This is a genomic window from Deinococcus metallilatus (assembly GCF_004758605.1).
Lineage (GTDB): Bacteria > Deinococcota > Deinococci > Deinococcales > Deinococcaceae > Deinococcus > Deinococcus metallilatus.
In genome coordinates, this window is the sequence record NZ_CP038511.1 from 51,127 (window position 1) to 65,340 (window position 14,214).

The 14,214-nt window shown below is 70.2% G+C and carries 10 protein-coding genes; 6 read left to right on the forward strand and 4 right to left on the reverse strand.

Translation table 11 applies throughout. The features are described from left to right. Positions 1-163: 163 nt before the first annotated feature. The gene (locus tag E5F05_RS04160) at positions 164-2,629 is read left to right on the forward strand and encodes a copper-translocating P-type ATPase (RefSeq protein WP_103128148.1); all 2,466 of its coding nucleotides are present in this window, start codon (positions 164-166) and stop codon (positions 2,627-2,629) included. Then, on the forward strand, positions 2,553-3,341 hold the full coding sequence (locus tag E5F05_RS04165) for a GNAT family N-acetyltransferase (RefSeq protein WP_129117513.1): 789 nt from the start codon (positions 2,553-2,555) through the stop codon (positions 3,339-3,341). Before E5F05_RS04160 ends, E5F05_RS04165 begins: the two co-directional genes overlap by 77 nt. Here the strand turns inward: E5F05_RS04165 and E5F05_RS04170 are convergent. The 3 genes from E5F05_RS04170 to E5F05_RS04180 form a co-directional block, all read right to left on the reverse strand. Further along, on the reverse strand, positions 3,289-4,068 hold the full coding sequence (locus E5F05_RS04170; RefSeq protein WP_129117514.1) for a sulfite exporter TauE/SafE family protein: 780 nt from the start codon (positions 4,066-4,068) through the stop codon (positions 3,289-3,291). The genes E5F05_RS04165 and E5F05_RS04170 overlap by 53 nt on opposite strands. A 66-nt stretch (positions 4,069-4,134) precedes the next feature. Further along, positions 4,135-4,449 carry a metal-sensitive transcriptional regulator gene (locus E5F05_RS04175; RefSeq protein WP_103128151.1) on the reverse strand — a complete coding sequence of 105 codons (315 nt, stop codon included), beginning with the start codon at positions 4,447-4,449 and terminating at the stop codon, positions 4,135-4,137. A gap of 1 nt (position 4,450) precedes the next feature. Further along, the gene (locus E5F05_RS04180) at positions 4,451-4,657 is read right to left on the reverse strand and encodes a CopZ family metallochaperone (RefSeq protein ID WP_103128152.1); all 207 of its coding nucleotides are present in this window, start codon (positions 4,655-4,657) and stop codon (positions 4,451-4,453) included. Between the two features lie 152 nt (positions 4,658-4,809). On the opposite strand from E5F05_RS04180, the gene E5F05_RS04185 reads away from it, so the two are divergent. Genes E5F05_RS04185 through E5F05_RS04195 form a run of 3 tightly spaced genes read left to right on the forward strand, consistent with a single transcriptional unit; the run spans position 4,810 to position 8,080 of the window. Further along, positions 4,810-7,314, forward strand: a complete 2,505-nt coding sequence (locus E5F05_RS04185) for a heavy metal translocating P-type ATPase (protein ID WP_103128153.1) — start codon at positions 4,810-4,812, stop codon at positions 7,312-7,314. Between the two features lie 18 nt (positions 7,315-7,332). After that, positions 7,333-7,764: a hypothetical protein gene (locus E5F05_RS04190; RefSeq protein WP_103128154.1), complete on the forward strand. Its 432-nt coding sequence runs from the start codon at positions 7,333-7,335 to the stop codon at positions 7,762-7,764. A gap of 49 nt (positions 7,765-7,813) precedes the next feature. Continuing rightward, positions 7,814-8,080, forward strand: coding sequence for a hypothetical protein (locus tag E5F05_RS04195; RefSeq protein WP_103128155.1), 267 nt, complete (start codon positions 7,814-7,816; stop codon positions 8,078-8,080). A gap of 116 nt (positions 8,081-8,196) precedes the next feature. Here E5F05_RS04195 and E5F05_RS04200 read toward each other — a convergent pair whose 3' ends face one another. After that, on the reverse strand, positions 8,197-9,282 hold the full coding sequence (locus E5F05_RS04200; RefSeq protein ID WP_235610252.1) for an N-acetylmuramoyl-L-alanine amidase family protein: 1,086 nt from the start codon (positions 9,280-9,282) through the stop codon (positions 8,197-8,199). 1,333 nt (positions 9,283-10,615) lie between these two features. On the opposite strand from E5F05_RS04200, the gene E5F05_RS04205 reads away from it, so the two are divergent. Next, positions 10,616-14,200, forward strand: coding sequence for an NPCBM/NEW2 domain-containing protein (locus tag E5F05_RS04205; protein WP_129117516.1), 3,585 nt, complete (start codon positions 10,616-10,618; stop codon positions 14,198-14,200). Positions 14,201-14,214: the final 14 nt, after the last annotated feature.

A 14,214-nucleotide genomic window follows, 5' to 3' on the forward strand; every position in this document is an offset into this window, starting at 1 on the left:
TCCGCCGCTTCGCCAGCGTAGGCAGCCCTGTGTTCAGCTTGTGTAAAGCCGAGGCGACCTTCAAGGTGCCCTCAAGGCTCTGCTCGTCCCGGGCTTTTACAGGAACTGAACACGCCGGTTCTACGTTAATCAAGAGACCTTTTCGAGGTCAGAGGGGGAACCGATGACACACCACCACGAGGGACACCACGGACACCGCGTGAGCGTTCTGGAAGTGTCGTTCAGGAACTGCTACGACGCCAGCGAATTTGCCGATTTGGAAGGGAATCTCGCCCGGGTGCCGGGCGTCACCAGCGTCCACCTCGACCGCACCCGCGGCGTCGCTCATCTGGGGTACGACCCGGGAACCGTGACGCCGGAGGAACTGGAGCGGCGGCTACACGCATTTGGGTACGCCTGCGACTGCGAGGACGAGCGCCCCTCCACCGCCCAGCCAGGTCACCCCCAGGTGGGCCACGAACACCACGGCGGGAACCTGATGGCGCAGGGGCAAGCGGGTCACGCCGAACACACGGGCACGCTCCACGACCCACACGCGGGGCACCGGACCCAGACCGCCACGACCCACCCGTCAGATCACGGTGCTCACGCCGACATGGGCCAGGGCGGGCACGCGGGCCACGGCGCTGAGATGGTCAATGACATGCTGCGGCGCTTCGTCGTGTCGCTGCTTCTGACGCTGCCCATCGTGCTGTTCTCCCCCATCGGGGCGAGCCTGGGGTTTCGCCTTGCCCCGCCCTTCGGCCTGGGCATGGCGTGGTTCGGATTGATTCTCGCCACGCCGGTCGTGTGGTGGGGCGGCTGGCCGTTCATCTCGGCGGCCTGGCGTGCCCTGAAGCGCGGCGAGGCGAACATGATGACCCTGATCGCCACCGGCATCCTGGTCTCGTACCTCTACTCGCTCTGGGCCACGATCTTTTTGCGAACCGATGAGGTGTTCTTCGAGGCTGCCGCGATGCTCACCACTTTTTCGCTCGCCGGGCACTGGCTGGAGATGCGCTCCCGCTTCGCCACGGGCAGGGCGGTGGAGGCCCTGCTAAGGTTGGCGCCTTCAACCGCCCGGGTGATGCGGGGCGGCCAGGAGGTCGAGGTGCCGCTGGAGCAGGTGGGGGTCGGGGACGAGATCGTGGTGCGCCCCGGCGACCGGGTGCCGGTGGATGGCGAGGTGGTGAGCGGCCAGTCCTACGTGGACGAGAGCATGATCACCGGCGAGCCGGTGCCCGTCCGCAAAGAAAGCGGGAGCCGGGTGACGGGCGGCACAGTGAACCAGAACGGGGCCTTCCACTTCCGGGCGACAGCGGTGGGAGCGGACACCGCCCTCTCGCGTATCGTGCAGATGGTCCAGAACGCACAGGCGAGCAAGGCCCCGGCGCAGCGCCTCGCCGACCGGGCGGGCAAGTACCTCGTGTTTGTCGCCCTGGGCGCTGGACTGATCGCCTTTCTGGTCTGGTTCTTCCTGGGAGCCGGGGTGGTGTTCGCGCTGACGGCTGCCGTGTCCACGGTGGTGATCGCCTGCCCGGACGCGCTGGCACTCGCCACCCCGACGGCGATCACGGTCGGGGTAGGAAAAGGTGCGCGGGAGGGCGTGCTGTTCAAGAACGCGACCGCGCTGGAGGCGACCGCCGGGGTGGACACGGTGATCTTTGACAAGACGGGGACCCTGACGGAGGGCAAGCCCGCCCTCACCGATCTGGTGCCCCCACCGGGGGGAGACGAAGCAGAGCTGCTGCGCCTGGCCGCCTCTGCCGACCAGCCCTCCCAGCACCCGCTCGCCGAGGCCATCGTGCGGGGGGCACAGGAACGGGGGATCACCCTCAGCCCGGCCCAGGACTTCGACTCCATCCCCGGTCGTGGGGTACAGGCGCGGGTGGAGGGGCGACGGGTCCTGATCGGCAACCGCAGGCTGATGGAGCAGGAGGCCGTATCGCTGGGAAGCAGCGAGGCCGGGGTCGAGCGGCTGGCCGGGGACGGCAAGACGGCGATGTTCGTGGCAGTGGACGGGCAACTCCTGGGCGTGGTCGCTGTGGCGGACCGGATCAGACCGTCGGCGAAGGTGGCGGTGACGGAGTTACACCACCTGGGAGTCCAAACCGTGATGCTCACCGGAGATAACCGCCGCACGGCGGAGGCCGTGGCCCGGCAGCTCGGCATGGACACCGTGATCGCCGACGTGCTGCCCGAGCAGAAGGCCGCGAAGGTCCAGGAGTTGCAGGGCCAAGGGCGGAAAGTGGCGATGGTGGGGGACGGGGTGAATGACGCCCCAGCACTCGCACAAGCCGAAGTCGGCGTGGCGATTGGGGCAGGCACCGACGTGGCGGTAGAAACCGCCGACGTGGTGCTGGTCAAGAGTGACCCGGCAAGTGTGCCCACGGGGATCGCGCTGGCCCGGCAGGTGCAGGGCAAGATCAAGCAGAACCTGTTCTGGGCCGCTATCTACAATTTGCTCGCCATCCCCTTCGCGGCGGGTGTGCTGTACCCCGCGTATGGCGTCCTGCTGCGCCCGGAGTGGGCCGCCCTGCTGATGAGCGCCAGCACGGTCATCGTGACGGTGAATGCCCTGCTGCTCAACCGGCTGCGCTTTGGGCGGGGGGAACCCACCGCGGCACCCGGGCCCCTTCCGGCGGCCTGAGGGCGGGAAGACGAGCGGGGCCGGGCCAGGCTCGACCCCACCTCCAAGGCACCTACACTGCCGGGTGTCTTCCTTTCACCTTCGTCCCGCCACACCCCAGGACGCGGCGACCGTCGCCGCACACCGCTCCCCGGAACGGGCAGGAGGACAGCCCCCACACACGACCTCCGCGGCCTGGGTCGAGGACGCCCTCACCCGCGGCGTGGACCTCGGATGGCTGGCGGAGCACGACGGAAAGGTCATCGGGGGCGCCGGCCTCATCCTCCTGGAGTGGGGGCCGACCCGGGACGACCCCAGCCCGTTGCGGGCGCGGGTGAGGGGCGTCTTCACGGTGCCCGAGTGGCGCAGGCGGGGGGTGGCCCGCGCCCTGCTGGACCACGCCCTGGACACGGCGAAGGCGCGCGGGCTTCACACCCTCAGCCTGGGCACGACCGATCAGGCCCGCACGCTCTCTCAGGCCCTCGGCTTTCAGGCGTCCCCCCCCCCGAGATGGGGCGCCGGACCCAGCCCTGAGGAAGGGCCACGGTGCGCGGGGTCACGCCACGTCGGTGCCACCGAAAGCAGCAGGATGACCCCGGCCGGGGCTCCGGGCCTGTCTCGGTGCCGCAGGACCCGGGGGCGGGTCCCACGGCCGCGCCACGTCCGGTCTCGCCCCCGGCTCACCCGCCCGGCAGGAAACGGGACCACGGCACCTCGAACACAAGGGTCTTGACCGCCAGCAGCAACACCACCCCCACGAACAGGCGGCGCAACCCCACTTCGCTCAGCCTCAAGGTCCAGCGTGCCCCGAGTCCGGCTCCCACCGCCATGACGGCCCCCAGCAGCACCCCGAGCGGCCAGTCGATCACCCCGCGCCACGCGAAGATCAGGCTGGCGACCAGCGACGACGCCACGTTGACGACCTTGGTGGTCGCCACCGCCCGCAGGAAGGGCATCCGGAAAGTCGCCACCCAGGCCGCCGTCAGCAACGTCACGTACCCACCACTGAAGAAGCCGCCATACACGGCGAGGAGCAGGGTCAGGGTGTAGCCCAGCAGGCGGCCGGTGCGGCTGGGGGTGGGAACGGTGGACGGGGGGACCGGCGTGGGCCGCAGGACGACCCCAGCGACGGCGAGCAGGGCGCAGGCGATGATCAGCGGCAACACGTCGGCGGGCACCGCGAACACCAGCAGTGCGCCGACGACCGAGCCGACCAGCGTCAGGACCACCAGGGCGGGGAGGCGTGGGCGGTCCAGGGCGTCTCCCCGCAGGAAGGGGAGGGTGGCGCCGACGCTGAGGGCGGTGAGGGCCAGCATGTTGGTGCCCAGGGCCGTGGTGGTGGGGACGCCGAACGCCAGCAGGGCGGGCACGGTGATCAGGGAGGTGGCGCCGGTGACGACGCTGATCACGCTGGTGAGGAAGAAGATCAGGGACAGCGCGAGCAGGTCGAGCGGTGTCACGTCCCCTCATCGTACCCACGGGAAAGCGGACGGCGTGTCTGCCGTCCGCAGGGCGAAGCTGGGGGCTCAGGTGTACTTGAGGGCTTCCATCAGCTCCTCGACGATCTCCACGCTGTCCCCGCGTGTGGAGGCGGTGGCGACGTGGGCCTCCAAGTGCCCGCGCAACACGACCTCGCCCGCCCCCGAGAGCGCCCCCTGCACGGCCTTGATCTGCCGCAGCACGTCCACGCAGTAGGCGTCCTCCTGCTCCAGCATGGTCACGATGCTGTCCAGGTGGCCGCGGGCGATTTTCAGCCGCCGGGCGGCGCGCTTGCGGGCGTCCTCGGGCATGCACAGGTGATGCCCGGTGTGGGTGGCAGGCTCGGTCTTGGCTTGGGTCATGTCAACCGCGCACCTGGGCGCCGTAGCCCTCCTCGGTCACGGCGGCGATCAGCGCTTGGGGGTCGGCTTCCCCCTGTACCGTGGCGGTGCCACCTGGCAGGTCCACCCGCACGTCCTGCACGCCGGGCACGCTCCTCAGGGCACTTGTCACGGCCTTCTCGCAATGGCCGCAGCTCATCCCGGTCACCGTCAGTTCCGTCTTCGTCATGCCCCAAGCTTACACCCTCCCCAGGGGGTAAGACAAGAGTTGGGGGGGAGGAATGGGCCTATTTCTTTCCCTACCGCCTTTCAAGGCTTGCCCTTCTCCAGCTTCTGGCGTATCCTCACCGTATATCCCCCCAGGGGGGATTGGAGGCAAGCATGAGCAAGACCATCGAACTGGGCGTGCAGGGGATGACCTGCGCCAGTTGCGTGGGCCGGGTGGAGCGGGGCCTGAACAAGGTCGAGGGGGTCGAGCAGGCCTCGGTGAACCTGGCGACCGAGCGCGCCACCGTCACCTACGATCCCGAGCAGACCGGGCCGCAGGCCTTGATCGCCAAGGTCAAGGATGTGGGCTACGAGCCGGTGGTGGGTGAGATCGAACTCGGGGTGCAGGGCATGACCTGCGCGAGCTGTGTTAGTCGTGTGGAACGGGCCCTGAGGAAGGTGGACGGGGTGCTGGATGCCAGCGTCAACCTCGCCACCGAGCGGGCTCACGTCCGCTACCTGCCGTCGAGCGTCAGCCCCGGGCAACTCAAGGCGGCCGTGGTGGGGGCCGGGTACACCGTGCTGGAGGGCCAGACGGGCGTGGACCGCAGCGACCAGGAGCGGGAGGCCCGCGAGCAGGAGGTGCGGGGGCTGCGCCGCGCCGTGACCTTCAGCGCCCTGTTCGCCGTTCCCCTGCTCATCCTGGCGATGCTGCCGATGCTTTGGGCGCCCTTCGAGATGTGGCTGCACGAGCGGATACCGATGGCGGCCCTGAACTGGATCATGCTGCTGCTGGCCGCGCCCGTGCAGTTCGGCCCCGGGCTGCGCTTCTACCGCCTGGGCTGGACGAGCCTGCGGCACCGCTCGCCCGATATGAATTCGCTCGTGATGATCGGCACCAGCGCGGCCTTCTTCTACTCGCTGGTCGCCACGGTGGCCCCGCAGGTGTTCCCCGAGGGCACCGCGCACGTGTACTACGAGGCCTCGGCCGTCGTCATCACCCTGATCCTGCTCGGCAAGTATTTCGAGGCCATCGCCAAGGGGAGAAGCAGCGAGGCGATGAAAAAGCTGCTGAGCTTGCAGGCGAAGACGGCGCGTGCCGTCCGTGCCGGGCAGGAACTCGAACTGCCCGTGGACGAGGTGCTGATCGGGGACCTGATCTCGGTGCGCCCCGGCGAGAAGGTGCCCGTGGACGGTGAGGTCGTCTCCGGCAACTCCTTCGTGGATGAGTCGATGATCACGGGCGAGCCCATCCCCGTCAGCAAGCAGGGGGGCGCGGCGGTCGTGGGCGGGACCCTCAACCAGAACGGGGCGTTCCAGTTCCGGGCCACCCGCGTCGGCGCGGACACAGCGCTGGCGCAGATCATCAAGCTCGTCGAGAGTGCTCAGGGTAGCAAGCCTCCCATTCAGGGCCTCGCGGACCGGGTGGTTTCCGTCTTCGTGCCCATCGTGCTCGGCATCGCCGCCTTGACCTTCCTGATCTGGCTGTTCGTGGGCGGGCAGCAGGCCCTCAGCTTCGCCCTGGTCAATACCGTGGCCGTGCTGATCATCGCCTGCCCCTGCGCGATGGGTCTGGCGACCCCGACGAGCATCATGGTCGGCACCGGCAAGGCCGCCGAACTCGGGGTCCTCTTCCGCAACGGCGCGGCGCTCGAAGGCTTGCAGGGCGTGAACGTCGTCGCCGTGGACAAGACCGGCACCCTGACCAAGGGGCGGCCCGAACTCACGGACCTGGTGACCGCGCCCGGCTTCGACCGCGCCGAGGTCCTGGGCCTGGTGGCCGCGGCTGAGGAACAGAGTGAGCACCCCATCGCCCGCGCCATCGTGGACGCGGCGAGGAAAGAAGGCGTCCCCGTCTTCCTGCCCGAGAGCTTCGAGGCCGTCCCCGGGTACGGGCTGGAAGCGCGGGTACAGGGTCCTCTGGTCCAGGTCGGGGCCGACCGCTACATGGAACGGCTCGGCCTGAACGTCACCCCGTTCGGCGCACAGGCCTCACGGCTCGGGGACGAGGGCAAGAGCCCGCTGTACGCCGCCATCGACGGCCAGCTCGCGGCGGTGATCGCGGTCGCCGACCCCATCAAGGAGGGCAGCCCGGAGGCGGTGCGCGCCCTGCACCGGCAGGGGCTCAAGGTTGCCATGATCACCGGCGACAACGCCCGCACCGCGAACGCCATCGCCCGCCAACTCGGCATCGACGAGGTACTGGCGGAAGTTCTGCCGGGCGGCAAGAGCGACGCCGTCAAGGAACTGCAAGGGAAGGGCCAGAAGGTGGCCTTCGTCGGGGACGGCATCAACGACGCGCCCGCCCTCGCTCAGGCAGACGTCGGCCTCGCCATCGGCACCGGAACCGACGTAGCCGTCGAGACCGCCGACGTGATCCTGATGAGCGGCGACCTGCGGGGCGTGCCGAATGCCTACGCCCTCAGCCGCGCCACCCTGCGGAACATCCGGCTCAACCTGTTCTGGGCCTTCGCGTACAACGTCGTCTTGATTCCCGTGGCGGCGGGTGTGCTGTACCCCGCCTTCGGGTGGCTGCTCAGCCCGGTGCTCGCCGCGGCGGCGATGGGGTTCTCCAGCGTCTTCGTCCTGACCAATGCCCTGCGGCTGCGCGGCTTCCGTCCGCCCGTCCGTCCTGATCCCGTCCCCGTGGCCGCGCCCGCCCGCGTGGCCCGCGCCTGACCTTCCCGAGGAGTGCCCATGTCCAAGCTCACCGTCGGTCCCTGGATTGCCGCCCAGAAACTCCCCAGCCGTGACGCCGCCCGCGACCGTCTCGCCTTCCTGGAGCGGACGCGGGTCCGCCGGGAGACCCCCAGCGTGGCGGGGTTCCCGCTCGTCGGGCTGGGGGGCAGTTGCGGCAAGCCCTGCTTCGCCCTGCCCTACGTCCTGACCTGGACCGAGGAGAACACCCGGCGCTTGGAGGAGCTGGCCGCCGAGTTCGGGTGCTACGTCGAGTATGGTGCGTACCCGCACCTGAAGCTGCACGAGAACGACCAGGAGGTGGGGGCGGTGCAGGACTGGACGACCTTCGGCACCGTGTACCTGCGGCCAGGGTACGAGCGGGCGGAGGAGCTGTTGGTGCGGCTGGCGGGGCTCTTGCAGCCCGACAAACCACGGCAAAATCACCTATAACCTTGGGCAGTGGCACGGCCTCAGTGTGAAGAAGGGAGCCCTCAGCCGCGTGGCCGAGAGCCTACCGTTCGTTCTCACGCCGCTACTGGTGTCACCCCTGCATCCCGAACGGGGGTCGGTCGTCGCGCCATTCCTGGTGTTGGGCCTGCCACTTCTGCTGGTGTGCCTGGCGTGGTTCTGCACGATGGCGGCGCTGGCGGATGCGGTGTCCGGCGTGTTCAGGCGCCACCCGTCCTTCGTGCGGTGGCAGCGGCGGGTGATGGGTGGCGTGTACGTGGCGCTGGGCGTGCGGTTGGCCTTCGTGCAGCGCGAATGAGGGCCCCACGTGATGCTGGAATGTGAGCTAAGTTCCTAGCGTACCAGCATTCTGGAATCTTGTCCTGACCCCCAGACCAGGCCCCGGGTGCACCAGCTCCGGGACACCCGCGCGCCCTACCTCCCGCCGCCGCTCGCCGTGACGCCCGTCACCACCGCCTCCCGGATGCCCTGGGCGATGCCGAGCGCCACCCGGTCGAGGTAGGTGGGATTCTGGAGGTTGAGGCCGTCGACCGGGTGACTGGTGTACCCGATCTCGATCAGTGCGGCGGGAATGCGGCTGCCCCGCAGCACCGCCAGCGAGCGATTGTTTTTCAGGCCTTGCGAGAACGCGCCGGTGACCGTGATGACGTTCTTCTGGATCAGGGCCGCGAAGCTGCTGGAGAGCGGGTGGTTGGGATTCCACCAGGTCTCCACCCCGTAGCCCCTCAGCGCGTTCGCGGGCGGCATGGCGTTCACGTGGATGCTCAGGTAGAGCTGGGTGCCGGGCGTGCCCAGCCCCGCCCGCTGGTTCAAGTCCGTGGCCTTGTCCGGCGCCAGTTCCCGGTCGGTCTCGCGGGTCATCACCACCTCCACCCCGGCGACGCGCAGCAGGTCGCGCACCCGCAGGGCCACGTCCAGCGCCACCTGCTTCTCGACGACCGCGCCGACGCCCCCGGAGTCACGGCCGCCGTGCCCGGGGTCGAGGACCACCCGCGGTTTGACCCGGGCCACGCTGGGGGCCAGGAGCGCCGTGCCGCGCAGGGCCGACATCGGCGGCACGGCGGCCACCACCCGCTCGCGGGGCATGAGCGGCGTGAGGTCTGCCAGCGCGGGGGAGAGGTCGATGGCGAGGCGGGAGCGGTCGCTGCCCGCCAGCGGCGGCACGAGTTGCGCGCGCCACCCGCTGCGCCCGGTCAGGGGCGTGCCGGTGAGCAGCGTCACCAGGGCCCCGTCCGGCGTGGGCTCGACGCGCCAGGCCCGCACCTCAGGCGTCACCTGCTGCGCGGAGAGGGCCGGCGCGCTCACGCCGCTCAGCTCCACCCGCAGGCCCACCCCGCCGGGCACCAGGCGGTAGCGGGTGCCCGGCGGCAGGTCCAGCACCACCCGGGTCAGCCCAGGGTTCCGGCCCAGCCGGGGCGGCGTGAGCGCGGCCCCGGGCTGAAGCGCCCCCTGGGCCTGCCCGCTCAGGGCGCTGGGCTGCCCCAGCTCCTGGCCCGGCAACGCGGGGGGCGGGGGGCGGTGCCGGCGCGGCCACCCCGGAGGTGGCGGCCAGAGCGTCACTGGGGGTCAGGCCCTCGGGAACGGCGGGGCGGGCGGCCACCGGTGCAGGCGGACGCGGGGGCGCGGCGGCCGTCGCCAGGCCGTTCGGGGAAGAGGCGGTCAGGCTGCCTGCCCCCGTCCGGGGTGCGGACAGCACGGGGCCCGGGCGGGCGAGTGCCCGGAGCGAATCGCCCGGGCCCCCCACCAGGGTCGGCCCGAAATCCAGGATCAGGACGCGTGCGCCGCTCGCCAGCGTCGCCTCGTTGCCCCGCCACCCGTCCGAGGAGGAGAGTGGGAACGGCGTGGCGAGCAGCACCTGATGTCCGGCGGCCCGGTATCCCGTCACGCTGGGGCCCAGGCCCGCCCGCGTCTGGGACACCACCCGGGCGCCGAACACGTCGAGGCGCAACCCCCCGGAGGTGGGGGTGAGCCGGTACGTGATGCCCGCGGCCAGGTCGAACACCACCCGCGTCGTGCCGCGGTCACTGCTGGAGCGTGGGTTGCCGAAGGCCACCCCGGCGGCCGCAGATGTCCCTGGCCCGGTGGAACCGGGGGCGCCTCCGGCAATACCCGGCGTGCTGACGCCCGGAGCAGATGGGCTGGCCTGGACAGGGCCTGTCTGGGCCGCGGCCCACGAGCTGAGCAGGCCGCAGGAGAGGGTGACGGCCCGGAGCACCCGGAGTGGGGAGGTCAGCGCGGAACCCCTGGAAGGCACCTCCGGACTCTTCAGGCGCCGCCTGTCTTCTGCAGGTCGCGGGGCCGGGCGGGAAGACGTGCCGGGAGCCGTGCCGGTTGAAATGGGCGTTCCTGAGTGGATTCCTGCTGGCTGGCGTCTCCATACCCGAAGCGGCCCAGCGGTCCGTAAGAGGGCCACCGGGCACAAGGGCGACGAGACCCTCCGTGCCCAGGCCACGCAGCCAGGACGCCCACCGGAGGGCAGGTCAGGGCCAGGCGCCCTCCCCTCCAGGTCGCCGAAAGGCTGGTCCAGGCAACCGGCCGAACTGTACAGGGACGGAACACGAGCAGGCGTCATGAATCGCCAGCAGGTTACACCACATCTGTACAGACTTACAGTTAAATTGTCGTTACAGATCATTCCCGCGTCCTGGCCGCGGTCACCGCGCTCCCCGTCCTGCGGTGCCCGTTCCCGCCTGCCCGCACTGACAGCCAGGCTCCGGGTTCAGTAGCGAAGTGTTAGCGCGGGGTGAGGTACCGTGCGGCCCACCCAGCCCAGGCCCCGCCTTCCCGTTCACCTCCGGGGACGGCGGAACCGGCTGCTCCGAAAGGATGCCCCATGCCCCAACGTTCACCGCGCTCCACCCTCTCCCTGGGTCTGACGCTCGCGCTGACCCTGAGCCTCGCCGCCTGCTCCTCGTCGCCGGGGAGCGGGGCGCCAGACGCGAACGACCCGGTCGCGGCCTACCCCTACGAGGCGGGCACGGACTACTCGTGGACCAGCACGGTGCCGAGCACGAACCCGTACCCCGGCGACCAGGGCTACCCCTGGCGAGGCCTGGCCGTCGGCACGGCCGGGCAGCCCACCGACCTCGACCTGACGAGCGGGAACTGGGACTCGGCCTCCAGCGGTTACGGCCCGGTCGAGGTGGACAAGAGCAACAACACCAACAAGGGCGGTGACGGTCAGACCCTGACCATCGGCGGCGTCACCTACGCCAAGGGCCTGGGCGCCCACGCCAACTCCGATATCCGCTACACCCTTCCCGGCCAGTGCACCACCTTCACCGCCAGCATCGGGGTGGACGACGAGGTGGGCAACCGGGGCAGCGTGGTCTTCGAGGTCTGGAACGGCACCACCACCAGGCTCTACGAGAGCGGCATCATGCGCGGGGCCGACGCGGCCAGGGCCATTTCGGTGCCCCTGAACGGGGTCCAGCAGCTTCGGCTGGTCGTGCGCGACGCGGGTGACGGGATGAACTACGACCACGCCGACTGGGCCGCCACCCGGCTGCTCGGCTGCTCGGTGCCCGCGACCTCGGGCGACAAGTTCCTGAGTGACCTCACGCCGGTCAGCACCCCGGTCAACGGCTACGGTCCCTACGAGAAAGACCGCAGCAACGGTCAGAATGCGGCCGGGGACGGCAATACCCTCACCATCGGCCGCACCAGCTATTCCAAGGGGCTGGGGGTGCACGCCGCGTCCACCCTCACCTACGACCTGAGCGGCACCTGCTCGACCTTCACCGCCGAGGTGGGCGTGGACGACGAGGTGGGGGACCGCGGCAGCGTGGTGTTCCAGGTGCTCACCGACGGCACCAAGGTCTATGACAGCGGGATCATGACCGGACGCGACCCGGCCCGTTCGGTGAGTGTGGACGTCGCGGGCAAGCAGCGCCTGACGCTGGCCGTGACGGACGCGGGCGACGGCATCAACTACGACCACGCCGACTGGGCGAGCGCCAAGGTGAGCTGCTCGGTGACCCAGCCCACGGTCAGCAGCGTGACGGTCAACCCCGGCAGCGCGGTGCTGTCGGTGGGGGGAACCCGGCAGTTCACGGCCGACGTGCAGGGCAGCGGGGCGTACGGCTCGGACGTCACCTGGACGAGCAGCAACCCGGCGGTCGCCACCGTCAGCGCCAGCGGGCTGGTCACCGCTGCCGCTCAGGGGACGGTGACGATCACCGCCACCTCGAAGTTCGACCCGAGCAAGTCGGGCAGCGCTCAGGTCACGGTCAACCCCGCCTCCACCCTCCCCGCGGGCGGCATCCTGATCAACTTCCAGCCAGCGGGCTCGGGCACGCCCGCTGGGTACACCAAGGACACGGGCGCGGCCTTCGACGCGGCGCGCGGCTTCGGCTGGATCCGGGAGGACAGCGTGGGCACGGGGACCAGCGTGCCCCTGGACATCACGCCGAACACCCGGGACCGCGCGCTCGCCGGGGTGGACGGGCGCCTCAACACCTTTGCCCATATGCAATTCCCCACCAACGTGAGTAGCTCGACCGCCGTGCGCACGCCCGCCGCCTGGGAATACGCCCTGCCCAACGGGGTGTACACCGTGACGGTCGCCGTGGGGGACGCCAGCAACAGCCTCGACAGCCAGCACCAGATCAACGTCGAGGGGCAGCTCGCCATCGCCCGCTACACCCCGGTCGCGTCCAAGAAGTTCATCACCTCGACGGTGCGCGTGGGCGTCACCGACGGCCGCCTCACGGTGGACGCGCGCGGCGGAACGAACACCAAGATCGACTACGTGACCATCCGGCCAGGCGACCAGCCCAGCGTGCGCGTCACCAACCCGCAGGACGCCCAGACCCTCGTGCCGACCACCGCGTCCATCACGGCCGACGTGAACCTGCCCAACAGCGGCGTGGACGTGAACACCCTGACCGCCTCGACGGTGCGGCTGATCGACGCGGGCACGAACGTCGCGGTGCCCGCCACGCTCAACACCTCGGGCGGCGGGGACGTGATCGTGCTCAAGCCCAACACGCCCCTGAATGCCAACACCCGGTACATCTTCGAGGTCACCGCCGGGGTCAAGGACACGAGCGGGGTGCCTTTCCTGCCGCTGCGGTCCACCTTCGTGACGGGGTCGAGCACCGGGTCCAGCAGCAACGTCGCCTTCGAGCAGGTCGCGCTGCCCACGGTCCCGGCGATGCCGTACACGGCGGTCGAGATGGGACCGGACGGCAAGCTGTACGCCGGGACGCTCACCGGCGAGATCCTGCGCTTCGGGATCCTGTCCGACGGCACGCTCACCCAGCCGCAGACCATCACCTCGGTGCAGACGGCCAACGGCGGGCCGCGCACCATCATCGGCCTGAAGTTCGACCCCACCTCCACCCCCGACAACCTGATCCTGTGGATCAGCAACAACTACTTCTGGGACGGCACCAGCAACGCGCCCGACTGGAGCGGCAAGATCACCCGCCTCAGCGGCCCCAACCTGGAGAACGTGCAGGACTACGTGGTCGGGCTGCCGCGCTCGATCCGTGACCACGAGACGAACTCCATCACCTTCCGCCCCGGCGACCCGAACGCCATGTACGTCCTGCAAGCCAGCAATACAGCGATGGGCGCCCCCGACGCCGCCTGGGGGAACCGCCCCGAGCGGCTGCTGAGCGCCGCGCTGCTGCGGGTGGACCTCTCCAAGATCACCAACCCGCCCGTGGACGTGAAGACGGCGGAGGGCGGCCTGTACAACCCTTACGCGGCGGGCGCGCCTGTGACCATCTACGCCTCGGGGATGCGCAACGCCTACGACATGGTGTGGCATACCAACGGGCAGCTCTACGTGCCCACCAACGGCTCGGCGGCGGGCGGGAACACGCCCGGGACCCCGGCCACCCTGCCCGACGCCTGCCAGACCCGCGAGGGCGGTCCCTACACCGGCCCGGCGGTCCCGGCGCTCAGCGGGGTCAGCGGGCAGCATGATTACCTCTTCCGGGTGGTGTCGGGCGGCTACTACGGCCACCCCAATCCCCAGCGCTGCGAGTGGGTGCTCAACGGCGGCAACCCCACGGCGGGGGTGGACACCGCCGAGGTCGTGGCCTCCACCTCAGGGGCAGGGTACGCGGTGGGGGTACAGCCCGACCGCAACTACCGGGGCTTCTCCTACGACTTCGGCGAGCACGCCTCCGCCAACGGCGTGATCGAGGAGTACACCACCGCCCAGAACTCCACCCTGAAGAACAAGTTGCTCGTCGTGCGTTACAGCGCGGGCAAGGACATCATCGTGCTGACCCCCGGCGGGCCGAACCAGGACATCGTGGGGGCCGAGACGCTGATCACGGGCCTGACCAACTTCACCCCCAGCCCCCTGGACCTCACCGAGAACCGCTCGACCGGCCACCTGTACGTCGCGCAGCTCGACGAGCGCACTGGCAGCGGCAAGATCACCCTGGTGCGGCCCAAATAAAGCGCTGTAGCCGA